Origin of the sequence: Paracoccus chinensis (assembly GCF_900102885.1) — a bacterium.
Lineage (GTDB): Bacteria > Pseudomonadota > Alphaproteobacteria > Rhodobacterales > Rhodobacteraceae > Paracoccus > Paracoccus chinensis.
Genome location: NZ_FNGE01000026.1, coordinates 1 through 26,761 on the forward strand (window position 1 = coordinate 1; position 26,761 = coordinate 26,761).

General features: G+C 68.9%; 27 protein-coding genes and 1 tRNA gene. 9 read left to right on the forward strand and 19 right to left on the reverse strand.

Going from position 1 to position 26,761, the window contains the following annotated elements; genetic code table 11:
- Window positions 1-121: twin-arginine translocation signal domain-containing protein (locus tag BLQ03_RS19235; protein WP_139166783.1), on the reverse strand; the 121-nt coding region annotated here is incomplete at its 3' end.
- 213 nt (window positions 122-334) lie between these two features.
- Here BLQ03_RS19235 and selD point away from each other — a divergent pair.
- Window positions 335-1,378, forward strand: a complete 1,044-nt coding sequence (gene selD, locus BLQ03_RS15995) for a selenide, water dikinase SelD (RefSeq protein WP_090757323.1) — start codon at window positions 335-337, stop codon at window positions 1,376-1,378.
- 155 nt (window positions 1,379-1,533) lie between these two features.
- On the opposite strand, the gene efp is transcribed toward selD, so the two are convergent.
- Complete coding sequence (gene efp / locus BLQ03_RS16000; protein ID WP_090757324.1) at window positions 1,534-2,100, reverse strand: elongation factor P; 567 nt, start codon at window positions 2,098-2,100, stop codon at window positions 1,534-1,536.
- Window positions 2,101-2,177: 77 nt separating this feature from the next.
- Here efp and epmA point away from each other — a divergent pair, with 77 nt between their 5' ends.
- The 4 genes from epmA to BLQ03_RS16020 all read left to right on the forward strand — a co-directional run bounded on the left by epmA (window position 2,178) and on the right by BLQ03_RS16020 (window position 6,529).
- Complete coding sequence (gene epmA, locus BLQ03_RS16005; protein WP_090757325.1) at window positions 2,178-3,215, forward strand: EF-P lysine aminoacylase EpmA; 1,038 nt, start codon at window positions 2,178-2,180, stop codon at window positions 3,213-3,215.
- Between the two features lie 166 nt (window positions 3,216-3,381).
- Window positions 3,382-4,239, forward strand: a complete 858-nt coding sequence (locus tag BLQ03_RS16010) for a putative selenate ABC transporter substrate-binding protein (RefSeq protein WP_090757326.1) — start codon at window positions 3,382-3,384, stop codon at window positions 4,237-4,239.
- Window positions 4,236-4,898, forward strand: coding sequence for an ATP-binding cassette domain-containing protein (locus BLQ03_RS16015; RefSeq protein WP_090757327.1), 663 nt, complete (start codon window positions 4,236-4,238; stop codon window positions 4,896-4,898). Before BLQ03_RS16010 ends, BLQ03_RS16015 begins: the two co-directional genes overlap by 4 nt.
- 116 nt (window positions 4,899-5,014) lie before the next feature.
- Complete coding sequence (locus BLQ03_RS16020) at window positions 5,015-6,529, forward strand: PhnE/PtxC family ABC transporter permease (RefSeq protein ID WP_245688977.1); 1,515 nt, start codon at window positions 5,015-5,017, stop codon at window positions 6,527-6,529.
- Window positions 6,530-6,533: 4 nt separating this feature from the next.
- Here BLQ03_RS16020 and gph read toward each other — a convergent pair whose 3' ends face one another.
- The 10 genes from gph to BLQ03_RS16070 all read right to left on the reverse strand — a co-directional run bounded on the left by gph (window position 6,534) and on the right by BLQ03_RS16070 (window position 16,420).
- On the reverse strand, window positions 6,534-7,199 hold the full coding sequence (gene gph / locus BLQ03_RS16025; RefSeq protein WP_090757328.1) for a phosphoglycolate phosphatase: 666 nt from the start codon (window positions 7,197-7,199) through the stop codon (window positions 6,534-6,536).
- Entirely contained in the window at window positions 7,196-7,894 is a 699-nt protein-coding gene (locus tag BLQ03_RS16030; RefSeq protein WP_090757329.1) for an HAD family hydrolase, read from the reverse strand. Before BLQ03_RS16030 ends, gph begins: the two co-directional genes overlap by 4 nt.
- Window positions 7,891-8,580 carry a ribulose-phosphate 3-epimerase gene (rpe, locus tag BLQ03_RS16035; protein WP_090757330.1) on the reverse strand — a complete coding sequence of 230 codons (690 nt, stop codon included), beginning with the start codon at window positions 8,578-8,580 and terminating at the stop codon, window positions 7,891-7,893. Before rpe ends, BLQ03_RS16030 begins: the two co-directional genes overlap by 4 nt.
- The gene (gene cbbX / locus BLQ03_RS16040) at window positions 8,577-9,497 is read right to left on the reverse strand and encodes a CbbX protein (protein WP_090757331.1); all 921 of its coding nucleotides are present in this window, start codon (window positions 9,495-9,497) and stop codon (window positions 8,577-8,579) included. Before cbbX ends, rpe begins: the two co-directional genes overlap by 4 nt.
- Before the next feature lie 75 nt (window positions 9,498-9,572).
- On the reverse strand, window positions 9,573-9,962 hold the full coding sequence (locus tag BLQ03_RS16045) for a ribulose bisphosphate carboxylase small subunit (RefSeq protein WP_090757332.1): 390 nt from the start codon (window positions 9,960-9,962) through the stop codon (window positions 9,573-9,575).
- A gap of 10 nt (window positions 9,963-9,972) precedes the next feature.
- A complete protein-coding gene (locus BLQ03_RS16050; RefSeq protein WP_425415749.1) occupies window positions 9,973-11,427 on the reverse strand; it encodes a form I ribulose bisphosphate carboxylase large subunit in 1,455 nt (484 codons plus the stop codon).
- A gap of 23 nt (window positions 11,428-11,450) precedes the next feature.
- A complete protein-coding gene (gene fba, locus BLQ03_RS16055; RefSeq protein ID WP_090757333.1) occupies window positions 11,451-12,530 on the reverse strand; it encodes a class II fructose-bisphosphate aldolase in 1,080 nt (359 codons plus the stop codon).
- A 4-nt stretch (window positions 12,531-12,534) separates the two neighbouring features.
- Window positions 12,535-14,517 (reverse strand): transketolase, encoded by a 1,983-nt coding sequence (gene tkt / locus BLQ03_RS16060; RefSeq protein WP_090757346.1) that lies wholly within the window; start codon window positions 14,515-14,517, stop codon window positions 12,535-12,537.
- Window positions 14,518-14,533: 16 nt separating this feature from the next.
- Window positions 14,534-15,406, reverse strand: coding sequence for a phosphoribulokinase (locus BLQ03_RS16065; protein ID WP_090757334.1), 873 nt, complete (start codon window positions 15,404-15,406; stop codon window positions 14,534-14,536).
- A 6-nt stretch (window positions 15,407-15,412) separates the two neighbouring features.
- Complete coding sequence (locus tag BLQ03_RS16070) at window positions 15,413-16,420, reverse strand: class 1 fructose-bisphosphatase (RefSeq protein ID WP_090757335.1); 1,008 nt, start codon at window positions 16,418-16,420, stop codon at window positions 15,413-15,415.
- A 98-nt stretch (window positions 16,421-16,518) separates the two neighbouring features.
- Here BLQ03_RS16070 and BLQ03_RS16075 point away from each other — a divergent pair, with 98 nt between their 5' ends.
- On the forward strand, window positions 16,519-17,442 hold the full coding sequence (locus BLQ03_RS16075) for a LysR family transcriptional regulator (RefSeq protein WP_090757336.1): 924 nt from the start codon (window positions 16,519-16,521) through the stop codon (window positions 17,440-17,442).
- Between the two features lie 3 nt (window positions 17,443-17,445).
- Here BLQ03_RS16075 and mnhG read toward each other — a convergent pair whose 3' ends face one another.
- The 7 genes from mnhG to BLQ03_RS16110 all read right to left on the reverse strand — a co-directional run bounded on the left by mnhG (window position 17,446) and on the right by BLQ03_RS16110 (window position 23,954).
- Window positions 17,446-17,808 carry a monovalent cation/H(+) antiporter subunit G gene (gene mnhG, locus BLQ03_RS16080; RefSeq protein ID WP_090757337.1) on the reverse strand — a complete coding sequence of 121 codons (363 nt, stop codon included), beginning with the start codon at window positions 17,806-17,808 and terminating at the stop codon, window positions 17,446-17,448.
- Entirely contained in the window at window positions 17,805-18,086 is a 282-nt protein-coding gene (locus BLQ03_RS16085; protein ID WP_090757338.1) for a K+/H+ antiporter subunit F, read from the reverse strand. Before BLQ03_RS16085 ends, mnhG begins: the two co-directional genes overlap by 4 nt.
- Window positions 18,083-18,568: a Na+/H+ antiporter subunit E gene (locus BLQ03_RS16090; RefSeq protein ID WP_090757339.1), complete on the reverse strand. Its 486-nt coding sequence runs from the start codon at window positions 18,566-18,568 to the stop codon at window positions 18,083-18,085. Before BLQ03_RS16090 ends, BLQ03_RS16085 begins: the two co-directional genes overlap by 4 nt.
- Complete coding sequence (locus tag BLQ03_RS16095; RefSeq protein ID WP_245688979.1) at window positions 18,565-20,196, reverse strand: monovalent cation/H+ antiporter subunit D; 1,632 nt, start codon at window positions 20,194-20,196, stop codon at window positions 18,565-18,567. Before BLQ03_RS16095 ends, BLQ03_RS16090 begins: the two co-directional genes overlap by 4 nt.
- A complete protein-coding gene (locus BLQ03_RS16100) occupies window positions 20,193-20,537 on the reverse strand; it encodes a Na+/H+ antiporter subunit C (protein ID WP_090757340.1) in 345 nt (114 codons plus the stop codon). Before BLQ03_RS16100 ends, BLQ03_RS16095 begins: the two co-directional genes overlap by 4 nt.
- Window positions 20,537-23,515: a monovalent cation/H+ antiporter subunit A gene (locus tag BLQ03_RS16105; RefSeq protein ID WP_090757341.1), complete on the reverse strand. Its 2,979-nt coding sequence runs from the start codon at window positions 23,513-23,515 to the stop codon at window positions 20,537-20,539. The genes BLQ03_RS16100 and BLQ03_RS16105 overlap by 1 nt, the downstream gene beginning before the upstream one ends.
- 363 nt (window positions 23,516-23,878) lie before the next feature.
- Window positions 23,879-23,954 (reverse strand) — tRNA-Lys (locus tag BLQ03_RS16110).
- A gap of 96 nt (window positions 23,955-24,050) precedes the next feature.
- Here BLQ03_RS16110 and dapF point away from each other — a divergent pair.
- The 3 genes from dapF to BLQ03_RS18085 form a co-directional block, all read left to right on the forward strand.
- On the forward strand, window positions 24,051-24,887 hold the full coding sequence (gene dapF / locus BLQ03_RS16115; RefSeq protein WP_090757342.1) for a diaminopimelate epimerase: 837 nt from the start codon (window positions 24,051-24,053) through the stop codon (window positions 24,885-24,887).
- Complete coding sequence (mtaB, locus tag BLQ03_RS16120) at window positions 24,884-26,134, forward strand: tRNA (N(6)-L-threonylcarbamoyladenosine(37)-C(2))-methylthiotransferase MtaB (protein ID WP_090757343.1); 1,251 nt, start codon at window positions 24,884-24,886, stop codon at window positions 26,132-26,134. The genes dapF and mtaB overlap by 4 nt, the downstream gene beginning before the upstream one ends.
- A gap of 156 nt (window positions 26,135-26,290) precedes the next feature.
- The coding region (locus BLQ03_RS18085; protein ID WP_175558918.1) for a hypothetical protein at window positions 26,291-26,761 on the forward strand (471 nt) is incomplete at its 3' end.

Genomic DNA, 26,761 nt, shown 5'->3' on the forward strand with positions numbered 1-26,761 from the left:
CGCGCACATGCGCGAGTTCCGCCGCCTCTGCCTTGCCGAAGCCCATGGCCCCCAGCGATGTCGCCGCGACTCCCGCACCCGCAAGCTTCAGGAAGCCGCGACGTGAGAGGTCGATGTTCATTCGAACCCTCCTGTTTGCCTGTCGATTAGATAGGTGGCTCGATATTCGCCCATTTTCGCGGCAGAAGTCAAACGGAATGGGGGGTGCAGCGGAATGTGATCACAACGATGCGAGCCGCCGTGATCTCCTGTTGTTCCGCGCTGTCGGGCCGGTCGTGAACTCGGCCGCGCAATCTGGTAGGACGATCTCCGACAGGTTGCAAGGAGCCTTCCGATGAACGTCCCCACGATCCGCCTTTCCCAGTTGTCCCATGGCGGCGGCTGCGGCTGCAAGCTGGCGCCGGCGGTGCTGCGCGACCTTCTGGCCGACCAGCCGGTGGCGCAGGTCTTTCCCCAGCTTCTTGTCGGGACCGAGACTGCCGACGACGCCGCCGTCTGGCAGATCGACGACAGGACCGCTGTGATCGCCACGACGGATTTCTTCATGCCGATGGTGGACGACCCCCGCGCCTTTGGCCGGATCGCGGCGACCAACGCCATTTCCGACATCTATGCCATGGGCGGGCGGCCGATCATGGCACTGGCGATCCTGGGGATGCCCATCGACAAGCTGCCGGTGGAAACCATCCGCGAGATTCTGGAAGGCGGCAGGTCCATCTGCGCGGAAGCCGGGATTCCGGTCGCGGGCGGCCATTCCATCGACTCGCCCGAGCCGATCTACGGGCTGGCGGTGATCGGGCTGGCGGACCCGGCCAAGCTGCGCCGCAACGCCGACGCAAAGGTGGGCGACGCGCTGATCCTGACCAAGGGCCTTGGGGTCGGCATCTATTCTGCCGCAATCAAGAAGGGCGCGCTGGACCAGGCCGGCATCGACGAGATGATCGCCTCGACCACGCTGCTGAACCGGATCGGGGCGGACCTGGCCGAGGACGCGGCGGTCCATGCCATCACCGACGTGACCGGCTTCGGCATCCTCGGCCACGGGCTCGAGGTCGCGCGGGGCTCGGGCGCCAGGGTGGTCATCGACCGCGCCGCCCTGCCTTTGCTGACCCGTGCCGAGGAACTGGCGCAGGCCGGCTACGTCACCGGCGCCTCGACCCGGAACTGGGCCGCCTATGGCGCCGAGGTCACGCTGCCGGAAGGCTGCCCCGACTGGCATCGCGCGCTGCTGACCGATCCGCAGACCTCGGGCGGGCTGCTGGTGGCGGTGGCGCCCGAGGCCGCGGAAACCTGGGTGCAGCGTCTGCACGAGGCGGGGTATCCGTTGGCTTCGGTCGTGGGCCGCGTCGAGGAAGGCCGGGGCATCGCCGTCATCTGAAAGGGGCGCGCCTGCGTCACGGTCGTGATCGGGTGCGGGCCAGCAAGAAGCCCCGGCGTGCGGGTTGCACGATCCGGGGCTTCGCAAGGCATCTTCTTCGTGAGGAAGGGGCCGTGCGGCGCCACCCGGCAGGGCAGCGCCGGTCGGGGCGCGCCTCAGTCCTTGGCGCGTTCCACGTAGGAATTGTCCTCGGTGTTGATCACGATGCGCGTGCCCACGCCGATATGCGGCGGCACCATCACGCGCAGGCCGTTGTCCACCGTGGCGGGCTTGTAGGAGGAGGAGGCCGTCTGCCCCTTCACCACCGGCTCGGTTTCGGTGATCTCGACGGTGATCCGCTGGGGCAGCGTCATGGCGATCGGGACGCCGTTGTAGACCTGAAGGAACAGCCGCATGCCTTCCTGGAGATAGGCCTTCTGGTCGCCCACCATGTCGGCGGGGGCCACGACCTGCTCGTAGGATTCCGGCTCCATGAAGTGGAAGCCCTCGCCGTCCTCGTAGAGGAAGTCATAGGCGCGTTCGTCGACATGGGCACGCTCGACCTGCTCGGTCGTGCGCCAGCGTTCCGAAACCTTCACGCCGTCGGCGATGCGGCGCATGTCGACCTGGGTCACGGGCGTGCCCTTGCCGGGATGGAAGTTCTGGGCGGTCAGGACGACATAGAGCTTGCCGTCCAGTTCGACCACGTTGCCTTTGCGCAGGCTGGATGCGATGACTTTCACGGGCGTCTTTCTTGCGATGGGGGGATGTGTGGATTATCGGCGGGCTCCTTAGCGCAAGCCATGGGAAATCGCCAGCCATGACCGAAACGCCCTGGTGGGACGCCCGCAGGCACGCCGATCGCCGCCCTCTGCTGCTGACCCGCAACCGCATCCAGGCTGCCATCCGCAGATGGCTGGACGAGGAGGGCTTCACCGAGGTCGATCCGGCCGCCCTGGCGATCAGCCCCGGCAACGAGGCGCATCTGCACGGCTTCGTCACCGACGCCGTCGGCAACGAGGGCCGGGCGCGGCGGATGTATCTGCACACCTCGCCCGAGTTCGCCATGAAGAAGCTGCTGGCGGCCGGCGAGACCCGTATCGCCGCCTTTTCCCATGTCTGGCGCAACCGCGAGCGCGGGCCCCTGCACAGCCCCGAGTTCACCATGCTGGAATGGTATCGCGCTGGCGCGCCCTACGAGGCGCTGATGGAGGACTGCGCCGCCCTGCTGCGGCTGGCGGCCGTTGGCGCGGGCGCAACGGAACTGCGCTTCCGCGACCATCGCTGCGATCCCTTCGCCGCGCCCGAGCGGCTGTCGGTGGCGGATGCCTTCCACCGCCACGCCGGCATCGACCTGCTGGCGACGGTCGGCGCAGATGGCTCGACCGACCGCGACGGGCTGGCCGGGCAGGCACAGGCGGCCGGGCTGCGGGTGGCGCATGACGACACCTGGTCCGACATCCTCAGCCGCGTCCTCGTGACGCTGGTCGAGCCGCATCTGGGTCACGGCCGCGCCACGATCCTTGACCGCTATCCCGCCCCCGAGGCGGCGCTGGCCCGCCGCGCCGGAGACGACCCCCGCGTATCCGAGCGCTTCGAGCTTTACGCCTGCGGGGTGGAACTCGCGAACGGCTTCGGCGAACTGACCGACCCCGCCGAGCAGCGCCGCCGCTTTGCCGCAGAGATGGCCGAAAAGGCCCGCGTCTATGGCGAGGCCTATCCGCTGGACGAGGATTTCCTGTCGGCGCTGGCCCGGATGCCGCCCGCCTCGGGGATCGCGCTGGGCTTCGACCGGCTGGTGATGCTGGCCACGGGTGCGCCGCGTATCGACGACGTGATGTGGACGCCCGTGCCCTGAGGGGGCCGTTCCCTTGCAACCGCCGGCCATTTCGGCAAGATGGCGCGCAGACGATCCGATGCGCCGTGTGCGCTGCGACGTGCCGCGATGCGCGGCCGGGCCGGGGACCCGAGGGTTCCGGACCATATCGTCCCCGGAAAGCCCCACGTCCCTGATTAGGTGATCCATGCGCCTGCCTGCCCGGCTTCTCGCCGCTGCCAGCCTGTTCCTTGCCTCGGCCGTCCAAGCCGAGACGCTGTATTTCTCGGCCATCCCTGACGAGGACGCGACCGCCCTGACCGCGCGCTTCTCCAAGGTCGCCGACTACCTGTCGAGGGAGCTTGGCGTCGATGTCGAGTTCGTCCCGGTGAAATCCTACCCCGCCGCCGTCACCGCCTTCACCAACGACCAGGTGCAGCTGGCCTGGTTCGGGGGCCTGACCTCGGTGCAGGCGCGGCTGGCCAATCCCGGCGCGCAGTCCATCGCCCAAGGGACCGAGGACCCGACCTTTATCAGCTACTTCATCGCCAACACCGCAAGCGGGCTGGAACCCTCCGACGAGTTCCCGCAGAACGCGGAGGGGAAAAGCTTCACCTTCGGCGCCAAGACCTCGACCTCGGGGCGGCTGATGCCGGACTACTACATCCGGCAGGAAACGGACGGCGCGCCCGAGGACTTCTTCTCGACCGTGGGTTTCTCGGGCGACCACAGTCAGACGCTGCGGCTGGTGGCCTCGGGCGCCTATGACATCGGGGCGCTGAACTATGCCGTCTACGACAAGGCCGTGGCCGATGGTGCGCCCGAGGTCGAGACGGCCAGGGTCATCTGGAAGACCCCGCCTTACCCCGACTACAACTGGGTGATCCGCGGCGACGTGGACGCACGCTTCGGCGAGGGCTTCACGAAGAAGGTGCAGGACGCGCTGATCGGCATGGACGACCCCGGGCTGCTGGCCTCTTTCCCGCGCGAAGGCTTCATCCCCGCCGAGAATGCCCAGTTCGACCCGATCGAGACCGTCGCGCGGGAGCTCGGGCTGCTGGAATGACGCTGGCTGCCTTTCAGGGCGAGACGCTCGGCTATGGCGGCGCGACCGTTCTGCGGGGCGTGACCTTGGCGCTGGAAAGGGGCGAGCGGCTGGTGCTGCTGGGCCGATCCGGCGCGGGCAAGACCACGCTGCTGAACGCGCTGTACGACCGGCTGACAGGGGCGGGGCTGCGGGTGGCGCTGGCGCCGCAGGACCACGCGCTGGTCCCGCAGCTGTCGGTGACGAAGAACGCGCTGATGGGGCGACTGGACGACCACGGCGCGCTGCGGAACCTGTGGACGCTGCTGCGGCCCCCCGCCCGCGACCGGGCCGAGGTGCAGGCGCTGCTGGACCCGCTGGGCCTTGCCGCGCAGGCCGACCAGCCGGTCGAGGCGCTGTCGGGCGGCCAGCGCCAGCGCACCGCTTTGGCCCGCGCGCTGTACCGCGGCGGCGAGGTGCTGATCGCGGACGAGCCCGTCTCGGCCGTGGACGAGACGCAGGCGGCGGCGCTTCTGGACCTGATGCGAGCGCATTTCCCGGCAAGCGTGCTGGCGCTGCATGACGTGGAACTGGCGCGCAGCTTTGCCACGCGGCTGGTTGGCATCCGGGCGGGCCGTGTCGTGCTGGACGCCCCGCCCGAGGCGGTCAGCCCCGCCCAGATCGAGGCGCTTTATGCCTGAGCGCCTGTTCCGGCCATGCATCGGCAATCGTGCCGCGCGGGTCGTGGCGGCGCCCGCCTCCGGCTTTCCAAGGCGCATCGCCATGGAGGCACGGTCCTGGGAGTTGGGCGCATCCGATGGCCGTCATGCCTGAGCGCCTGTCCCGCCCGGCCGTTGCCCTGATCTTCGCGGTGCTGGGGCTGGCGCTGGTCCCCTTTGCCGATCTCGGCTGGGCCGGGCACGACCCTTGGGCTGCGCTGGGGCGGATGGCGCGGGGCTTTCTCGCCCCCGACTTTGGCGCGGTCGAGAATATCGCCACGGCGCTCGTCTCGACCGTGGCCTTTGCGCTCTGCGGCGTGGCGGTAGGTGCCATGGCGGGACTGGCGCTGGCGCCCTTCTGGGGATCGGCGCTGGTCCGGGGCCTGTCGATCGCGCTGCGCTCGGTGCATGAGCTCTTCTGGGCGCTGTTCCTGATGCAGGTGCTGGGGATCAGCCCGGCGACCGGAGTCTTGGCAATCGCGCTGCCCTATGCGGGCATCTTCGCCAAGGTCTTTGCCGAGCAGATCGAGGAAGCCGACCCTCGTCCCGCCCAAGTCCTGCCGCCCGGCACCGACGCGCTGTCGCGCTTTCTCTGGGCGCGGCTGCCGCTGGTCTGGCCGGGGATGCAGTCCTACGTGCTCTATCGCGTGGAATGCGGGCTGAGGTCCTCGGCGGTGCTGGGTTTCATCGGGCTGCCGACGCTAGGCTTTCAGCTGGATGCCTTCTTCCGGCAGGGGGACTATGGCGCGGCCAGCGCCATCATGATCCTTTATGTCCTGCTGATCGCCACCATCCCGCTGTGGCTGCGCCTGCGTGCCGCGCTGCTGTGGCTGGCGGCAGCCACGGCCTGGCTGGCGGCTCTGGACCACCCGCCGATGGGATCGGGCGCGCTGTGGCGGTTCCTGACCGTGGACATCGTCCCCGCCCCCTTGCGCCGGGGCGAGGGGGCCGGGGGGTTGCTGACTTGGCTGGGCGACATCCTGTGGACGCAAGGGCTGCCCGGTGCCTGGGCGACCATCGTGGTGGGCCAGATCGCACTGGTGCTGACGGGCGCCATCGCCTTTCTCAGCTTCGGGCTGATCGTCCGGCGCGTGGCAGGACGCGCGCGCCTGCCGGGCCACATGGCGCTGGTCGTGCTGCGGTCCTTCCCTGAGTACATGCTGGCCTACCTGTTCCTTCAGGTCTTCGGCCCCTCGATGCTGCCCGCGATCCTGGCGCTGGCGCTGCACAACGGCGCCATCATCGGCCACCTGCTGGGCCGCGAGGCGGAAGGCTTCCCCCTGCGCCGCGACGCGCCCAAGGGCGCCACCCTCTGGGCCTGGGAACTCGCGCCGCGCCTCTTCGGCCGCTTCGTGGCCCTTTGCCTTTACCGGTGGGAGATCATCCTGCGCGAAACCGCCGTCATGGGCCTCTTGGGCATCGCCACGCTGGGCTTCTTCATCGACAGCGCGGTGGCCGAGTTGCGGCTGGACCGCGCGCTGCTGCTGCTGGTCGTGACGGGGGCGATCACGGCGGGCGCCGATGCCGCCTCGCGCGTCGTCCGCAGCCGCATGGGCGCGGTGCGCGAGGTCAGCGCGCGCGCCGAGGCGCTGAGGCCGCTGGAAACCGGCTGAGCCGTCAGCCCACCGTCTCGAGGGCTTCCGCTCGGGCCGCGACGATCCCCGGCAGCGCGGCGAAGTCGCTGAAGACGGCGACGTGGGGAAAGTCCTCGGCGGGCGTCTTGCGATAGCCCTCGGTATGGACGATCAGCGGCACGCCCGCGGCGGTGGCGGTGGCGGCATCCACCTCGCTGTCGCCCACGAAAAGCGCGGGTCCGCCGCCGCAGGCTGCGACGGCCATCCGCAGCGGCTCGGGGTCGGGCTTGCGGGTGGGTGCGCTGTCGCCGCCGATGATGGCGGTGAAATGGTCGAGGATGCCGAAATGCCGCATCACCGCCCGCGCGGGCGCCACCGGCTTGTTTGTGCAGAGCCCCAGCACGTGACCCTGCGCCTTCAGAGCCTCCAGCGCCTCGGCCGCGCTCCCATAAATCGTGGTCAGCCCCACCGCCGCCTCGTAGCGTGCCCCGAAGCCCGAGATCATGCGCGCCGCCCGCGCCTCGTCCACAATGCCGTAGTGGCCGAGCAGCCGTCCGACCAGATGGGGAACGCCATGGCCGATGAAGCCGCGCACCGTAGGCAGGTCCAGCGCGCCCAAGCCCTCGTCTGCCAGCACCTCGTTTGCGGTCTTGTGGATGTCGGGGGCGCTGTCGATCAGCGTGCCGTCAAGGTCGAAGATCACGATCATGCCTTGGCCTCCAGCAGCCGTTCCAGCGCCTCGGTCGAGGCGACATGGGTGAAATCCCCGACGATCGTGCAGTCGTCGGGGAAGGGATCGCCCGCCGTGTAGGTTGCCGGGCTGACCACGCAGCGCAGTCCCGCCGCCCGCGCGGACATCAGACCGTTGGCCGAGTCCTCCAGCGCGACCGCATGTTCGGGCGGGACGCCGAGGCGGTCCAGCGCCAGCAGATAGACGTCGGGCGCGGGCTTCTTTTCCGCGACCTCGTCGCCCGCCGCGATGGCGTCGAACAGCTCGCCTGCCTCGCAGCCCAGCGTCGCCCGGATCAGCGCGTCGATGTTGGGACGGCTGGTCGTCGTCGCGATGGCGAGCCGCAGCCCCGTCTCGCGCCCCGAGCGGATCAGGTCGGCGATGCCCGGCCGCAGCGCGATCTCTCCGCGCGCCATCAGCTGGGTATAGCGGCCGGTCTTGGCGCGATGCAGTGTGGGGATGTCGTGGTCGTCCGCCGCAAGCCCGCGTTCGGCCAGGTCATGCGCCATGCGCTCCTTGCCGCCGGTCACCTGCAGCAACTCGCGGTAGCGGTCCTGGTCCCAGTGCCAGTCGAGCCCATGCGCCGCGAAGGTCTCGTTGAAGGCGCGGCGGTGCAGCTCCTCGGTTTCGGCCAACGTGCCGTCCACGTCGAAGATGATGGCCCGCAGCGTCACGCCAGCGCCGCCTCGGCCGCCGCGCGGATGGCGCGGATGTTCTCGCCGTAAGGGGCGCTGTTCGACACCGACCCGCCCCGGAACACCGCCGAACCCGCGACCAGCACGTCGGCGCCTGCCTCGGCCAGCCGCGGCGCGGTGGTGGGATCGACGCCGCCGTCGATCTCGATATGCACGGGGCGGTCGCCGATCATGGTGCGCAGGCGGCGGACCTTGGCGGTCATGTCGATGAACTTCTGCCCGCCGAAGCCGGGGTTGACCGTCATCACGCAGATGAGGTCGGTCAGGTCCAGCAAGTGCTCGACCGCTTCCGCAGGGGTGCCGGGATTGAGTGCCACGCCTGCCTTGACTCCGGCGCCGCGGATCGCCTGCAGGGTGCGGTGGATATGCGGCCCCGCCTCGACATGGGCGGTGATGATGTCCGCGCCCGCCTTGGCAAAGGCGTCGATGTAGGGGTCCACGGGCGCGATCATCAGGTGCACGTCCATGACGGTGGTGACATGCTTGCGGAAGGCGGCGACGGCAGGAGGGCCGAAGGTGATGTTCGGGACGAAATGCCCGTCCATCACGTCCACGTGGACCCAGTCGGCGCCCTGGTCCTCGACCGCGCGGATCTCGCGGCCGAAATCGGCGAAGTCGGCCGACAGGATCGAGGGGGCGATCTTGATGGAACGGTCGAAGGTCATGGGGCCGGGTCCTTCCTGCGGCTGCCGTCGGGGTCGAGCCCGCCGGAGAAGACGCGGCTCGCGCGGATGTCGGCCTGCGTCATAGTGCAGAGTTCCGCCGCCGTCACGGGCCGATCCTGGGAAAACAGCCGGTTCGCCTGCCGCAGCCGCGCCCGGTCCAGCGCGTTGCGGATCGACCGCGCATTCGCGAAATGCGGCTGCTCGCGGCGCAGGGAGACGTATTCGGCCATCGCCGCGCCGGCCTCGTCATCCAGGCGATAGCCCTGCGCGTCCAGCATCGACTCCGCGATCCGCTCCAGCTCCTCGTTGGTATAGTCGGGAAAGTCGATGTGATGGGCGATGCGCGAGCGGAAGCCGGGGTTGGCCGAGAAGAACCGGTCCATCCGGTCGGCATAGCCCGCCATGATGACCACCAGATCGTCGCGGTTGTTCTCCATCACCTGCAGCAGGATCTCGATGGCCTCCTGCCCATAGTCGCGCTCGTTGTCGGGCTTGTAGAGGTAATAGGCCTCGTCGATGAACAGGACGCCCCCCATCGCCTTCTTCAGCACCTCCTTGGTCTTGGGGGCGGTGTGGCCGATGTATTGCCCGACCAGATCGTCGCGGGTGACGCTGACCAGGTGGCCCTTGCGGACATAGCCCAGGCGGTGCAGCAGCCCGGCCATCTTCTGCGCGACCGTGGTCTTGCCGGTGCCCGGATTGCCGGTGAAGCTCATGTGCAGGGTCGGCGTCTCGTGGCTCAGCCCCAGCCGCGCCCGCGCCCGGTCCACCAGCAGCAGCGCCGCCGTCTCGCGGATGCGTTGCTTGACGGGCGCAAGCCCGATCAGCTCGCGGTCGAGTTCATCCAGCACCTCGCGGACGCCGGACTCTGCATACTCCGCTCGCAGGTCGATCAAAGTCGGTGTCGCGTCGTCCATTCTTCAGTCCTTCTTCTTCGTGGAAATATCCCGCAGGGGTCCGGGGGCGCGAAGCCCCCGGTGCGGCCGTGCAACTCAGCGCGCGACCTCGTGGGTGTAGCGGATGGCCCGCCCGTTCACTTCTGTGCGCCGCATGATGATCTCGGGCTCGACCGCCGGACGGTTCACGATGAAGCTCATGGTCACGGTCTCAAGCCCGCGCGAGTTGTCGAAGGCGTTGATGCGGATGTACTTTTCCCCATGCGCCTTGCGGCAGTCGTCAAGCTCCATCATCACGCCCTTGGCGTCCTTCAGGTCGAACATGGGATTGCCCCACATCTCCCAATAGGTGTTCCGCGGATGCGGCTCGTCGGTGTATTCGAGCCCGATGGCCCAGCCCTTTTCCAGGCAGTATTCGACTTGGGCGCTGATCTCGTCATCGGTCAGGTCGGGCAGGAAGCTGAAGCAGCCCTGGGTGATGCGCATCTGATCCTCCTCAAGAAACGCTGGCGGTCGGCACGAAGTCCGAGGTGTCGGTCGAGGTGTAGTTGAAGGTGATGTTGCCCCAGGTATCGAGCGCGGCCTCCAGCGGCTTGCACCACTTGGCGGCCTTCCGCAGGACCTCGGGGCCTTCGGTGCGGATGTCCACGCCCTCGTTGCGGGCCTTGACCATCGCCTCCAGCGCGACGCGGTTGGCGGTGGCGCCCGCCTGGATGCCCATCGGGTGGCCGATGGTGCCGCCGCCGAACTGCAGCACCACGTCGTCGCCGAAGAGGTCGATCAGCTGGTGCATCTGGCCCGCGTGGATGCCGCCCGAGGCGACCGGCAGGACCTTCTTGATGTCGGCCCAGTCCTGCTCGAAGAACAGCCCGCGCTGCAGGTCCACCTCGTTATGCGTCTCGCGGCAGACGTTGTAGAAGCCCTGCACGGTCATCGGGTCGCCTTCCAGCTTGCCGACGGCGGTGCCTGCGTGGATGTGGTCCACGCCCGCCAGCCGCATCCACTTGGCGATCACGCGGAAGCTGATGCCGTGGTTCTTCTGGCGCGTGTAGGTGCCGTGGCCCGCGCGGTGCAGGTGCAGGATCATGTCGTTCTGCCGGCACCATTCGCTGATCGACTGGATCGCGGTGTAGCCGATGATCAGGTCGATCATCACGATCACTGAGCCCAGTTCCTTGGCGAACTCGGCGCGGCGGTACATCTCCTCCATCGTGCCGGCGGTGATGTTGAGATAGTGGCCCTTGACCTCGCCGGTCTTGGCCGAGGCCAGGTTCACCGCCTCCATCACGTAGAGATAGCGGTCGCGCCAGTGCATGAAGGGCTGCGAGTTGATGTTCTCGTCGTCCTTCATGAAGTCGAGCCCGCCCTTCAGCCCCTCGTAGACGACGCGGCCATAGTTCTTGCCCGAGAGCCCCAGCTTGGGCTTGGTCGTGGCGCCCAGCAGCGGGCGGCCGAACTTGTCGAGCCGCTCGCGTTCCACGACGATGCCGGTCGGCGGGCCCTTGAAGGTCTTGCAGTAGGCCACGGGCAGCCGCATGTCCTCGAGCCGCGCGGCCTTCAGCGGCTTGAAGGAGAAGACGTTGCCGATGATGGATGCCGTCAGGTTGGCGATGGATCCTTCCTCGAACAGGATCAGGTCATAGGCCACATAGCAGAAATACTGGCCTTCCTGCCCCGGCACGGGTTCGACCCTGTAGGCCTTGGCGCGATACTGGTCGCAGGCCGTCAGCCGGTCGGTCCAGACCACCGTCCAGGTCGCGGTCGAGCTTTCGCCCGCCACCGCAGCCGCTGCCTCGATCGGGTCCACGCCCTCCTGCGGGGTGATACGGAACAGCGCCAGCAGGTCGGTGTCCTTGGGCTCGTAGTCGCCGTCCCAATAGCCCATCTGGGCGTATTTCAGCACGCCCGCGGCATAGCGCTTCTTCTTGTCGGTGATCTCGGTCTTGCTCATCTCGTTCATCTGCATTCCTCCCTTCAGGCGGCCCGGGCCGCGGTGAGTGCGGGGTCCAGCGCCCCCGAGGCGTAGCGTTTCGCCATGTCATCCATCGGGATGACCCTGATCCGGCTGGCGTGGCCGGCCGTGCCGAAGCGTTCGAAGCGGTCGCGGCAAAGCGCCGTCAGCTCCTCCATCGCCGGGACCATGAACCTGCGCGGGTCGAACTCGGCGGGCTTTTCGCGGGCGATGCGACGGAACTGGCCGGTCATCGCCATGCGGCAGTCGGTGTCGATATTGACCTTGCGGACGCCGTGCCGGATGCCGCGCTCGATCTCCTCGACGGGCACGCCGTAGGTCTGGGGCATCTCGCCGCCGTTTTCGTTGATGAGGTCCTGCAGGTATTGCGGGACCGAGGATGAGCCGTGCATCACCAGATGCGTGCCGGGCAGGCGGGCGTGGATTTCCTCGATCACGTGCATCGCCAGGATGTCGCCGTCCGGCTGCCGGGTGAACTTGTAGGCGCCGTGGCTGGTCCCGCAGGCGATGGCCAGCGCGTCGCAGCGGGTCCGCAGGACGAAATCCACCGCCTGGTCGGGGTCGGTCAGCAACTGGCTGTGGTCCAGCTTTCCTTCCGCGCCCGACCCGTCCTCGGCCGCGGCCTCGCCGGTCTCAAGGCTGCCCAGAACCCCCAGCTCGCCCTCGACCGAGGCGCCAACGGCATGGGAGGCCTCGGCGACCCGCGCCGTCACTGCGACGTTGTAGTCGTAGTCGGCGGGGGTCTTCATGTCCTCCCTCAGCGAGCCGTCCATCATCACGCTGGTGAAGCCGTGGCGGATCGCGCTCATGCAGGTGGCCAGGTTGTTGCCGTGGTCCTGGTGCAGGCAGATCGGGACACCCGGGTTCATCTCGGCCAGCGCCTGCACCATGTGGCGCAGCATGATGTCGCCCGCGTAGGCGCGCGCGCCCCGGCTGGCCTGCAGGATCACCGGCGCGTCGGTCTCGGCCGCCGCCTTCAGGATGGCGAGGCCCTGTTCCATGTTGTTGATGTTGAAGGCCGGGACGCCATAGCCATGCTCGGCGGCGTGGTCCAGAAGCTGTCTCAGCGTGATCAGGGCCATCGGCTCACTCCTCGATCAGGTTGCGGGCGGTTGCGGCGACGGCCTCGGCGGTGATGCCGAAATGCCGGTAAAGGTCGGGTGCGGGGGCCGAGGCGCCGAAGCCGGTCATCCCCACGAAGCCGTCGCCGGTCCGCAGCATCATGCCGTCCCAGCCTTGCCGGATGGCGGCCTCGACGCCGACGCGGGGGGCGGCGCCGAGGGTCGCGGCGCGGTAGTCCTCGGGCTGCTGCGCGAACAGTTCGAAGCTGGGGGCGCTGACCACGGCGGCGCGGATGCCTTGGGCGGCCAGCAGCTCGGCGGCGGCAAGCGCGATCTCGACCTCGGACCCGGTGGCGATGAGGGTCACCTGACGGTCGCCGGGGTCGAGGAGGGGATATGCTCCGCGCGCCGTCAGGTTCTCGGTGACGTCCTTGCGGACGGTCGAAAGGTTCTGCCGCGACAGCGCCAGCAGCACGGGCCGGTCGGCCGAGGCCATGGCGATCTCCCAGGCCTCGGCGGTTTCCACGGCATCGGCGGGGCGGATCACGAGGAGGTTGGGGATGGCCCGCAAGCTCGCCAGATGCTCGACCGGCTGGTGGGTGGGACCGTCCTCGCCCAGGCCGATGGAGTCGTGAGTCATCACATAGGTGACCGGCACGCCCATCAGCGCCGACAGCCGGATCGAGGGGCGGCAGTAGTCCGCAAAGGCGAGGAACGTCCCGCCATAGGGCCGGAAGCCCCCGTGCAGCGCGATCCCGTTCATGGCGGCGGCCATGCCATGTTCGCGGATGCCATAATGAAGATAGCGCCCGCCGTAGTCGCCGCGCCGGACCGGGCGCATGTCCTTGGTCCGCGTCAGGTTCGACCCGGTCAGGTCCGCCGAGCCGCCGACTGTATCCGGCAGCGTGGCGTTCACCACCGCCAGCGCCATTTCCGAGGCCTTGCGAGTGGCGACCTTGGGCCGGTTCAGCAGCAACTGCGCCTTGTAATCGGCCATGGCGGCGGTCAGCTCGTCCAGCCCGCCACGGGCTTGCGCCGCCTTGAAGGCTGCCCGCTGCGGATGCGAGTCCCTCCGCGACTCCCACTCCCGCCGCGCCTCGGCCCCGCGCCGGGCGATGCCGCGCCATTTCTCGTAGACGGCAGGCTCGATGACGAAGGGCTCGTGCGTCCATTCGAGATAGCCGCGGGCAGCCGCGATCTCCTCGGCGCCCAGGGGTGCGCCGTGGCAATCATGGCCGCCCTGCTTGTTCGGGGCGCCGAAGCCGATCACCGAGCGGCAGGCCACCAATGATGGCCGGGGGTCCTGCCGCGCGGCGTCGATGGCGGCGGCGATCTCGGCCGGGTCATGGGCATCGCAGGCGATGGTGTGCCAGCCCGATGCCGCGAAACGCGCCATCTGGTCGGTCGAGGTGGAAAGCTCGGTCGAGCCGTCGATGGTGATGCGGTTGTCGTCCCACAGCACGATCAGCCGGCCGAGGCCGAGGTGCCCGGCCATGTCGATCGCCTCGTGGCTGATGCCTTCCATCAGGCAGCCGTCGCCCGCGATGACATAAGTCCAGTGATCCACCAGTTCGTCGCCGAAACGCGCGTTGGCCATCCGCTCGGCCAGTGCCATGCCGACGGCGGTGGCGATCCCCTGCCCCAGGGGGCCGGTCGTGACCTCGACGCCCGCCGCATGGCCGTATTCCGGGTGCCCCGCCGTCCGCGCGCCAAGCTGGCGGAAGCGGCGAAGCTCCTCGACCGGCATGTCGGCATAGCCCAGCAGGTGGTTGATCGCGTAAAGCAGCATCGACCCATGCCCCGCCGACAGCACGAAGCGGTCGCGGTCGGGCCATTTCGGGTCGCTCGGGTCGATGGAAAGGAAGCGGTCGAACAGCACCGCCGCCACGTCGGCCATGCCCATCGGCATCCCCGGATGACCCGAGTTCGCCGCCTGCACCGCGTCCATCGTCAGTGCCCGGATGGCATTGGCCATCGCGCGCTCGGCCATGTCGTAGCTCTTCGTCATGGGTGCGTTCATCGGATCACGCCTTCTTCGAGGTTTCGACCAGCCGCTGGACCATCGGCGTCAGGATCAGCTGCATCGCCAGGTCCATCTTGGGTCCCGGAATGACGATCGAGTTCGCCCGGCTCATCCACGAGCCCTGGATCATCTGGGTGAGATAGGCGAAGTCGATGCCGCGCGGGTTGCGGAAGCGGATCACGACCAGGCTCTCGTCCGCCGTGGGGATCCAGCGGGCGATGAAGGGATTCGAGGTGTCGACCACCGGCACCCGCTGGAAGTTGATGTCGGTCTGGGTGAACTGGGGCGTGATCACATGCACATAGTCGTGCATCCGCCGCAGGATCACGTCCGTCACGGCTTCCGTTGAATAGCCGCGGCTGGCCTTGTCGCGGTGGATCTTCTGGATCCATTCCAGGTTGATGACCGGCACCACTCCAATCTTGAGGTCGGCGTGGCGGGCGATGTCGATCCCGTCCGTCTTCACCGCGCCATGCAGGCCCTCGTAGAACAGCAGGTCGCTGCCGTCCTCGAAATCGGCCCACTCGCTGAAGGTGCCGGGGGCGGCGCCCCAGCGCTCGGCCTCGCGGTCGTCATGGACATAGTGTCGGGTCTCGCCGCGCCCGGTCTCGCCATAGATGCGGAAGATCTCTTCCAGCTTCCCCAGCTCGTTGGCGTCCAGAGAGAAATGGCTGAAGGTGTTGTCCCCGGACGCGGTGCGCCGGGCCAGTTCGGCCTTCATCGCGGCGCGGTCGTACCGGTGGAAGGCGTCGCCCTCGATCGAGACCGCGCGGATGCCCTCGCGCCGGAAGATCTGGTCGAAGGTCGTCTTGACCGTGGTCGTGCCCGCGCCCGAGCTGCCGGTGACCGAGATGATGGGATGTTTCCTGCTCATGGAATCCTACTGCCGGAAGAGGCCGCGGCGGCCGAAAAGGGCGGCGACTTCCTCGTGTGGGAGGTCGTGATAGGCGGCGACGCGATGCACCTTGTCGGCGGTGCCGAAGACGAAGGGCGTGCGTTCGTGCAGGGATTGCGGCACCCGGTCCAGGATGCGGTCGCAGCCGTCGGTCGCGGCGCCCCCCGCCTGCTCGATCAGCAGGGCGATGGGCGCGCATTCATAGACATGGCGCAGCCGGCCGCGTTCGTAGCCGCGCCGCGCGTCGGCGGGATAAAGGAAGATGCCGCCCCGGCTGACGATGCGGTGGGTTTCGGCCACCAGCGAGGCGATCCAGCGCATGTTGAAGTTCTTGGCGCGCGGGCCGGTATCGCCTGCCAGGCAGTCGTCGATATAGGCCCGGACCGGCGCCCCCCAGTGGCGATAGTTCGAGACGTTGATCGCGAATTCGCTGGAGGCTGCGGGGATTTCCAGTTGCGCCGCGACTTGTTCGAACCGGCCCGTTTCGGGGTCGAGGACATGCACGCTCGTCCCCTTGCCCAGCGTCAGCACCAGCGCCGTCTGCGGCCCGTAGATCACGTAGCCCGCTGCAAGCTGGTCCGTGCCGGGACGCAGGACCGAGGTCAGCGGGTCCTCCTCGGCCGGCAGGATCGAGAAGATCGTGCCGATCGAGACGTTCGTGTCGATGTTCGACGAGCCGTCCAGCGGGTCGATGGCCAGCGCCAGCGCCCCGGCGGAGTTCAGCGCCGCGACTTCCTCGCGTTCCTCGGAGGCATACCAGCGCACGGGGCTGTCGGTCAGCGCGGCGGCGAAAGCCTCGTCGGCGATCAGGTCCAGCGCCTTCTGTGTGTCGCCGTCGCTGTTTTCACCCCGCGTCGCGCCGTGACCTTCCAGCGGCCCGCGGGCGATGCGCTTGGACAGATCACGGGCGACGCGGGCGATGCGGCGGACGACCTGCGCGACCTCTGCGCCTGTGCCCAGATCGTCGAGCCCGATGTCTTCGCCTTCCGCCATCGGCCGCTCCCTTCCTGCGCCACGTCTTCCGGTTGATCATGCGCAGGAGGATGGATAAGGAAATTTAATAAGTTGGAAGCATCGTTTCAGGATTGTGAATGAGCGCGGTGAATGCCCTGACCCTGCGCCAGCTGCGCGCGCTTTGTGCCGTCGCTGAAACGCGCTCGATCAGCGGGGCCGCGCAGGCGCTGGGCCTGACTGCCCCAGCGGTCCACAGCCAGTTGCGGGTGCTCGAGGACGTGGTCGGCGCGCCGCTGATCTTCCGCGACGGGGCCCATGCCTTCGGGGCGACGCCTGCGGGCGAGGCGCTGCTGGCGGCCGCGCGCCGGGCCGACGCGGCGCTGCAGGGCGCACTGGACCAGATTGAGGCCCTGCGGCAGGGGCAGGCGGGGCGCGTGGTCCTGGCGGTGGTCTCGACCGGCAAGTATTTCGCCCCGGGCCTTGTCGCGGGGTTGCGGCGCAGCCATCCGGGGATCGAGGTCGCGCTGCGGGTCGGCAACCGCGACTGGGTGCTGTCCGCCCTGCGCGACGGCACCGTGGACCTGGCGGTCATGGGCCGTCCGCCGCGCGACCCGGTGGTGACCGCGGCCGACCTTGGCCCCCACCCCCACGTGATGATCGCGCCGCCCGGCCACCCTCTGGCGCCCGACCCCGAGGTGTCGGCGCAGGCGATCCTGTCCCAGCCGATCATCCTGCGGGAACCGGGCTCGGGGACCCGCGTGCTGGCGCAGCGGTTTCTCGACCGGCTGGGCGAGGGCGCGCCTTACGCCGAGATCGAGATGGATTCGAATGAGACGATCAAGCAGGCGGTCATGGCGGGCCTCGGGATCGCGCTGATTTCCGGCCACACCGTTGCGGACGAGCTGAAGGCCGGGCGGCTGGTCACGCTGCATCGCCACGACCTGCCGATCATCCGGCGCTGGTTCGTCCTGCACCGCGCCGACAGCCCGCCCGAGGGGGCCGCGCTGACGGTCTGGCGCGATATCCTGTCCCGGCAGGGGGCCTTCCTGCCGGCCGCCTGACTGTTACTTCAACGGCTGCTCGGGCCCCTCGGTGCCGGGCGGGGTCCGGCCCTCGGCGCGGTCGCGGTGCAGCGCCGCGCGGCCCAGCACCATCATCGTCACGGGTGTCGTCAGCATGATGAGCAGGCCCAGGAAGACTTCGTGGATCACCAGCCGCGAACCGAGGGTCGAGAACATCAGCATCGAGCCGATCAGGATCCCCGCCGCGCCCCAGCTTGTTCCCAGAGTGGGCGCGTGCAGCCGTTCGTAGAAGCTGGGCAGGCGCACCAGACCGATCGTGCCCAGCAGCGTCAGGATGGTCCCCAGCGCGACAAAGCCCGCGATCAGCAGGGCGACGACGGGGGGAAGCTGTTCAAGGTGGCTCACTCGATCACCTCGCCGCGCATCAGGAACTTGGCCATGGCGGTGGTGGCGACAAAGCCCAGAACGCCCATGACCAGCGCCCCCTCGAACTGGTAGATGGTGCCGTGCTGCATGCCGGTGACGACCAGCAGCAGCATGGCGCAGACATACATGGTGTCCAGCCCCAGCACGCGGTCCTGGGCGCGGGGCCCCCGCAGGGCGCGCATCACGGCCAGCACCAGCGCGGCCACCAGGCAGATCTGCGAAACGGTCAGGACGGCGGACAGGATCGTTGCGCTCATTCGAAGATCTCCATCAGCAGGGACTCGTAGCGGGACTTGATCGTGTGGACCCAGTCGTCCCCCTCTATCAGGTCGAAGACATGCAGCAGAAGCTGGCCGTTGCGGGGCTCGTATTCGATCCAGGCGGTGCCGGGGGTGGCGGTCACGATGACGGCCAGGACGGCAAGCCCGCTGGGGTTGGTCATGTCCAGCGGAATGCGGACGAATCCCGCCTTGCGCCTGTGATGGCGCCCTTCGGACAGGATCAGCCGCGCCACGTCGTAGTTCGAGCGCACGATGTCGCCCGCCACGCGGACGAACAGCCGCGCCATGGCGCCGGGCCGCTTGACCACGATCCGCCGGGGCGTGATGCGGCGATAGGCAAAGCCGCCCAGGATCCCCGCCAGCAGGCCCAGCACCAGCTGGCCCAGGGTGAAGCCCGTCAGCACCATCCACAGGATGGTCAGCACGACCGTGACGATGGGATGGGGCAGCAGCGTCATGACGGGTCGGGTCCCACGGGGGGCGCGGTCATCACGCCGCCGATATAGACCTGGTTGCGGGTCAGGGCGTCTGCCGTCCGGTCGAGATAGCGCAGGGCGGGCTCGGCCTCGATCGTCAGAAGGGCGACCGTGCCGACCAGCAGCAGGATCGGCAGGATTTCCAGCACGGGCAGGGGCGGCTCGTCGGTGTTGGCCCAAAGGCTCTGGATGCCCCAGCGCGACAGGGCCACCAGCGCGCAGAAGCCGGTGACGATCAGCAGCACGACAAAGGCCCAGTGCCCCCAAAGGTTCGGCAGAACCGTCACCCGCTCGATCGCGCCCGACAGCATCCCGAACTTGCCAAGGAAACCCGCAAGCGGCGGCAGCCCGGCCACGACCAGCACGCAGGCCAGGAAGGCCAGCCCCAGCAGGGCGGTGGCGCCCGGGATGGGGCGGTTCTGCTCGGCCCTTTCCTCGTCCAGGTCGTCCTCGGCATCCAGGCCGAAGGCCTCGGCGGTGATGGCTAGAAGGCCCGCGATGCCACCTTCCTTGCGCCCGATGGGCTCGGCCAGCAGAAACAGCGCCGCCAGCGCCAGGGTCGAGGCGATCATGTAGTAAAGTGCCGCGGTCAGCATGGGCGCGTCGTCATAGATCAGCGCCAGCCCCAGCACCGTCAGCAGCGTCCCCGAGGACACCAGCACCAGGTTGCCGGTCATCCGCCCCAGGTCCTGCGCCTGCAGCACGCCGATCGCGCCGAAGACCATTGTGGCCATGCCACCCGCCGCCAGGACGTTGGACCCGAAGCCCGCGGAGGCGCCCGCCTGCGCGCCAAACAGCAGCAGCCCCAGCCGGATCACCACATAGACCCCGACCTTGGTCAGCAGCGAGAAGACCGCCGCGACGGGTGGGCTGGCCGCGCCATAGGCGTTGGGCAGCCAGAAGCACAGCGGCCACATGGCGGCCTTGATCAGGAAGGCCCCCGCCAGCAGCGCTGCCGCCGCATGGACCATCGGCCGCTGGGCATCCGTCAGGCGCGGGATGCGCGTGGCCAGGTCCGCCATGTTCAGCGTGCCCGTGGTGCCGTAGATCAGCGACACGCCCAAAAGGAACAGCATCGCCGCCAGCAGGTTCACGGCGATGTAGTGCAGCCCCGCGCCCACGCGGACGCGGCCCGTGCCGTGCAGCAGCAGCCCGTAGGAGGCCGCCAGCATCACCTCGAAGAAGACGAACAGGTTGAACAGGTCGCCGGTCAGGAAGGCCCCGTTCACCCCCATCAGCAGGAACTGGAAGAGAGGCGAGAAATGCTGCCCGTTCCGGTGCCAGCCCGCCCCCGCGTAAAGCAGCGCGGGCAGCGCCACCAGCGCCGTCAGCAGCAGCATCACCGCCGACAGCCGGTCCAGCACCAGCACGATCCCGTAGGGCGAGGGCCAGTCCCCCAGCAGATAAAGGGTGACGATGTTGCGCCCTTCCACGGCCGAGCCGCCCGCGCGGTCGATCAGCGCGATGGCGACGCCCAGCTGCAGCACGCAGGAGACAAGGCCGATGGACAGCTTCAGCTGCCGCCGCCGCTCGTCATACATCAGCATGATCGCCCCGGCGAGCAGCGGCACCAGGATCGGCATGACGAGCATGTGGACGGGAAGCGTCACGAACTGCGCTCCTTTCCGTCCACATGGTCGGTGCCGGTCAGCCCGCGCGAGGCCATGATGACGACCATGAACAATGCGGTCGTGGCGAAGCTGATGACGATGGCCGTCAGGACAAGCGCCTGGGGGACGGGGTCGGCATAGCGCTCGGGGTTGACGAAGCCGCCCTTGGGCATGATGGGCGCCGCGCCCGTGACCAGCCGGCCCATGGCGAAGATGAACAGGTTCACGCCATAGGACAGCAGCGCCAGTCCCACGATGACCTGGAAGGTGCGCGGGCGCAGCGCCAGCCAGACGCCCGAGGCGACCAGCACGCCGATCCCCAGCGACAGGGTCAGTTCCATCAGACGCCCTCCTGCTGTTGCTGCTGTTCTTCCTGCCGGTGCTCGCGTTCCTCGCGCGCGTCCGCGCCGTCGGCGCTTTCGCGCGCCCGCAGGCGGGCCGAGCGCAGCGACTGGTGCGCGATGGCGATCTGGATCAGCACGGTCGCGCCCACGACCGTGGCGAAGACACCCAGGTCGAAGATCAGCGCGGTCGCGGCCGGAACCTGCCCGATCAGCGGCAGGGTGACATACTGGGCATGGGCCGTCATGAAGGGATAGCCGAACAGGAAGGACCCCATGCCGGTCCCGACCGCGATCACCAGCCCCAGCCCGATCCAGCGCACCGGCAGGATGGTGATGCGGCTTTCGACAAAGCGCACGTCGGTCGCGAGATACTGCAGCAGCAGGCCGATGGCGAAGCCCACGCCGCCCGCGAAGCCCCCGCCCGGCAGGTCATGGCCGCGCAGGAACAGGTACATCGCCAGCGCCACCGTCAGCGGGAACATCCACTGCATGATGACCGAGGGGATCAGCATCATCAGGTCATGGCGCGTGGGCTCGCGCTCGGCCTCGCGCTCGCGGGGGCAGTTGAGGGGGGGCAGCTCGTTGAACGTCTGCTGCGAGGGCAGGGCCACGCTTTCGGGCGCGGGCCGGAAGCGGCGCAGCAGCGCATAGCAGGTCAGCGCCACGATCCCCAGAACGGTGATCTCGCCCAGGGTGTCGAAGGCGCGGAAATCCACAAGGATCACGTTGACCGCGTTGGTGCCCCCGCCCTCGGCATAGGCGTTGCGGCGGAACCAGTCGCCGATGGTGGGGCCGGGGGGCACCGTCATCACCGCAAAGGCGATGGCGGCCACGCCCGCCCCGCAGATCGAGGCGATCACCAGGTCGATGGCCCGGCGGCGGCGGGCGGGAAGGCGGGCGTCGCCCGGAATCTCCTGCAGGCGCTTGGGCAGCCAGCGCAGGCCCAGAAGCAGCAGCACGGTGGTCATGATCTCGACCAGGATCTGGGTCACGGCCAGGTCGGGCGCGGACAGCCAGGCGAAGGTCATGGCCGTGACCAGCCCCGCGCCCCCCAGCAGCGCCAGCGCGGCGAAGCGGTGGTACTTGGCCTGGACCGCGGCGCCGATGGCGCAGGCGATCCCCGCCATCCACAGCAGCGCGAATGTCGCGTCGAAGCTTTGCAGCCACTCGCGCGGGACAAGTCCCGCGAATCCCCACAGCGTCGCGGCCGTGGCGCCGAGGCTCAGCAGCACGATCAGGCGCAACTGCACCTGCAGCCGGGGGCTGCCCAGGATGCGGTAAAGCTGCGCGGGCCAGCGGCGGGTCACCGCCAGCATCAGCCGGTCGAAGATCTGCTGGCCGCGGATGCGCGACAGGATGCCCGGCGCCTCGTTGGCGCGCGACAGCCGCGGCGCCATGACGAAGTAAACGGCCGTTCCCAGCACAAGGGCCGTGAGGCTCATCATCAGGGCGACATTGAAGCCGTGCCACAGCGCCAGGCTGTAATAAGGGGTGCTCTCGCCCAGGACCGCCAGCACGCCGCCATGCAGGACCGTGCCGATCATGGCGGCGGGCCAGAGCCCGACCAGAAGCACGATGGCGACCAGAAGCTCGACCGGGCGGCGCATCCAGGTCGGCGGCTCGTGCGGTTCCTTCGGCAGGTCGGTCGCGGGCGGGCCGAAGAAGACCGAGACGATGAAGCGCAGCGAATAGGCCACGCTGAAGACGCTGGCGAGGGTCGCGATATAGGGCAGGGCGTTGTCCAGCCAGGTGCCGTTGTGCCAGTCGGCGGCCTCGGCGAAGAACATCTCCTTGGACAAAAAGCCGTTCAGCAGCGGCACGCCCGCCATGGCCGCCGCCGCCACGATGGCCAGCGCCGCCGTGCGCGGCATGGAATGGCGCAGCCCGCTCAGGCGGCGCATGTCGCGGGTGCCGGTCTCGTGGTCGATGATGCCCGCAGCCATGAACAGCGAGGCCTTGAAGACCGCGTGGTTCATGATGTGGAAGATCGCGGCCACGATCGCGCCGCCGCTGCCCATCCCGGCCAGCGCCGTGATCAGACCGAGGTGGCTGATCGTCGAATAGGCCAGAAGTCCCTTGAGGTCGTTGCGCCAGGTGGCGATCACCGCGCCCAAGAGCAGCGTCGCCATGCCGGTGCCCGCAACCACCCAGAACCAGGCGGAGGTGCCGCCGAGCACGGGCGAGAAGCGCACCAGAAGGAAGACCCCCGCCTTCACCATCGTGGCCGAATGCAGATAGGCGCTGACCGGCGTGGGCGCGGCCATCGCGTTCGGAAGCCAGAAATGGAAGGGGAACTGCGCCGACTTGGTGAAGGCGCCGATCAGGAACAGCCCCAGAATCCAGCCGTACCAGGGATGTGCCCGCACGCGGTCGCCCGCCCTCAGCACGTCATCCAGGTGATAGCTGCCCGCCGCGTGCCCCAGCAGGACCATCGCCATCAGCAGGCAGAGGCCCCCGGCCCCGGTCACGATCAGCGCCGTGCGCGCGCCCTCGCGCGCCGCGCCGTTCTGGTGCCAGTAGCCGATCAGCAGGAAGGAAAAGAGGCTCGTCAGTTCCCAGAACACCACCATCAGGATGATGTTGCCAGCCATCAGCATCCCCGCCATCGCGCCAGCGAAGGCCAGAAGAAAGCCGTAGAAGCGCGGCACGGGATCGTCGGGCGACAGGTAGTAGCGGGCGTAGATGACCACCATCAGCCCGATGCCGTAGACCAGAAGCAGCATCAGCCAGGAAAAGCCGTCCAGCCGCAGCGTCATGTCCAGCCCCAGCGAGGGCGCCCATTCGATGCTGCGGGCGACCACGCCCCCGTCCGCGACCTCGCCCGCAAGGGGGGCCAGACCCAGCAGGCCCGCCACCATCACGCCTCCTGCCAGCAGCACCTCGGCATTGCGGGCGCCGACCGGCATGGTGACGGCCAGGATCGCGCCCAGGAAGGGCAGCACTGCAAGCAGGAGGAGAAGGTTCTGGCCGAGCATGCGTCCGGTGTGTCGCCTTTCTTCGTCATGGCGGCGCGGCGGGCGCGCGGTTCGATCGACCCGGGGGCGGGCGGGGAACCGGCGCATCCACGCCGGAAAGCGACTGCCCCGGCGGGCCGCTGGCCGCAACGTAATCCGGCCCCCGCGCCCCCCTCAAGGGTGCACGTCCGAATTGTCGCAGAACACGGGTCACCCGCGCAGGATGCGCGGCCGGATCTGCCTGCCGAAGATCGCTTTGAAGCCGAGCTACAAGTCCCCTGCGGAAGCGTCAATCGCCCGAAGGAAAACAATCGCTTCACAAAGCCGCAAGCGCCGCTGCCGGGGGCAGGCGCAAGGCCTTGTCCTTGATGGAAGGAGATACAGTGGTGAGCCCAACAGGATTCGAACCTGTGACCCACTGATTAAAAGTCAGTTGCTCTACCAACTGAGCTATGGGCCCAACACAGGGCGCCTCTCTAAGGGCGGTTGCAGGGGTGGTCAAGGGCAAATTGTCGTCCATCTGGCGGAATCATGATCGCGGGCGTATATCGCCGCGATGAAACATCAGAATCCGGCCGGGCTGGGCTTCGTGAAGATGCACGGGGCGGGCAACGACTTCGTCATCATCGATACGCGCGGGGCCTCGCAGCGGCGGGTCACGCCGGCCCTGGCGCGCGCCCTGGGCGACCGCAACCGCGGCGTGGGCTTCGACCAGCTGGCCGAGATCCGGCCGGACGACGCGGCGGACTACCGGCTGGAGTTCTGGAACGCCGACGGGTCGGAGGCCGGGGCCTGCGGCAATGCCTCGCGCTGCGTGGCCGACCTGATGATGGCGGACCTCGGCCGCGACCGGCTGCGCTTTGCCACCCGGCGCGGGATGCTGGAAGCCGAACGCCGCGAGGACCAGGTCCATGTCAACATGGGCCATCCGCAGCTTCAGTGGGACGAGGTGCCGCTGGCGCATGAGACGGACACGGGCCGCCTGCCGCTGGACGGCGGTCCCGCTGCCGTCGGCATGGGCAACCCGCATTGCGTCTTCTTCGTCCCGGATGCCGAGGCGGTGGTCCTGGAGGAACTCGGCCCCCGGATCGAGCATGACCCGCTGTTCCCCGAGCGCACGAATGTCGAATTCGCCTCGCTGACCGCGACCGACCGGTTGCGGATGCGGGTATGGGAACGTGGCGCCGGCGTAACGCTCGCCTGCGGTTCCGGCGCCTGCGCGACGGCGGTCGCGGCGCACCGGCGCGGGCTGACGGGGCGCAAGGTGGTGCTGGACCTCGACGGCGGCACGCTGGCCGTGGACTGGCGCGAGGATGGGGTCTGGATGACCGGCCCCGTGGCGCTGGTCTTCAAGGGCGTGCTGTCCCCCGACTGGCTGGAGACCGTCCGATGAGCGCGCCCCCGATCTTCGCCACGCTGGGCTGCCGACTCAACGCCTATGAATCCGAGGCCATGGCCGAGATGGCGCGCGAGGCGGGCCTGAACGGCGCGGTGATTGTCAACACCTGCGCGGTGACCGCCGAGGCCGTCCGCAAGGCCCGCCAGGAAATCCGCCGCCTCGCGCGCGAAAACCCCGGCGCGCCGATCATCGTCACCGGCTGCGCCGCCCAGACCGAGCCCGAGACCTTCGCCGCCATGCCCGAGGTCGCCCGCGTCGTCGGCAACCACGAGAAGATGCAGCCCGCCACATGGGCCAGCCTCGCCGCGCCCGACTATGGCACGGAACGGGTGATGGTGGACGACATCATGTCGGTGCGCGAGACGGCGGGCCACCTGATCGACGGCTTCGGCCGTCATCGCGCCTATGTGCAGGTCCAGAACGGCTGCGACCACCGCTGCACCTTCTGCATCATCCCCTACGGCCGGGGCAACTCGCGGTCCGTCCCAGCAGGCGTGGTCGTGGACCAGATCAAGCGGTTGCGCGACCGGGGCTTCAACGAGGTCGTGCTGACTGGCGTGGACCTGACGAGTTGGGGCGCGGACCTGCCGGGGCAGCCGCGGCTGGGCAACCTCGTGCGGCGCATCCTGAAGATGGTGCCCGACCTGCCGCGCCTGCGGATCTCCTCGATCGATTCCATCGAGGCCGATCCAGAGCTGATGGAGGCGATCGCCACCGAGCCGCGCCTGATGCCGCACCTGCACCTGTCCCTGCAGCACGGCGACGACCTGATCCTGAAGCGCATGAAGCGTCGCCACCTGCGCGACGATGCGGTTCGCTTCTGCGAGGAAGCCCGCCGCCTGCGCCCCGGCATCGTCTTCGGCGCCGACATCATCGCGGGCTTCCCGACCGAGACCGAGGCGCATTTCGAGAACTCGGTGAAGCTGGTCGAGGACTGCGGCCTGACCTTCCTGCATGTCTTCCCCTACAGCGCCCGCCAGGGCACCCCCGCCGCGCGGATGCCCCGCGTGCCCGGCCCCGAGATCAAGGACCGCGCCGCGCGCCTGCGCGCCGTGGGCGAAGCCGCGCTGGCCGCGCATCTGGCCGCGCAGGTCGGCCGCACCCACCGCGTCCTGACCGAAGGCCCGCGTCTCGGCCGGACCGAGCAGTTCACCGAAGTTGCCTTTGCCGGGGACCTGCCCGAGGGCACGCTGCTGGACGTGACGATCACCGGCCACGACGGCATGCGCCTGGCCGCCTGAGCCGCGCGCCGGAGGCAGGGGCGTTTCCTCACAGCCTTTGGGCAAAGGAGCGCCGAGCCCCGGGGAATGTCTTGCGGCGAATCCCTGTCGTGCCCATCGTCCCCATCGGCGCACTGCATGAGGAGGACCGCCATGAGGACCGCAGGAATCAGGACCTTGATCGCCGCCGCAGGCCTTGCCGCAGGTCTCGCGGCGCCGGCTTCCGCGCAGGTCAGCCAAGCCGACGAGCAGGCGATCTCCCGCAGTCTGGCCGGGCAGGGATACTCGGACGTCCGCATCGCCGAGGATGATGGCGAGGTCACCGTCTCGGCCACGCGCGAAGGCGAAACCCACAGCTTTGCCTATGACCGGGATGAAGGGAGGCTTGAACCCGTCGGCGGCGATGACGACGACGGCCGCCAAGGCGACGACGGCCGCCGGGGTCCCGAGGCGGATGACGATGGTCCCGGCGACGACGGAGGCTCTGGCCGCGACAGGGGCGATGACGGTGGCCGCGGTGACGATGATGACGGCGCTGGCGGCGATGACCATGGCGGCCATGGCGACGACGATGGGGGCCATGGTGGCGACGACGGCGGCCGCGGCGGTGACGACGATGGCGGGCGGGGCGGTGAGGGCGATGGCGGG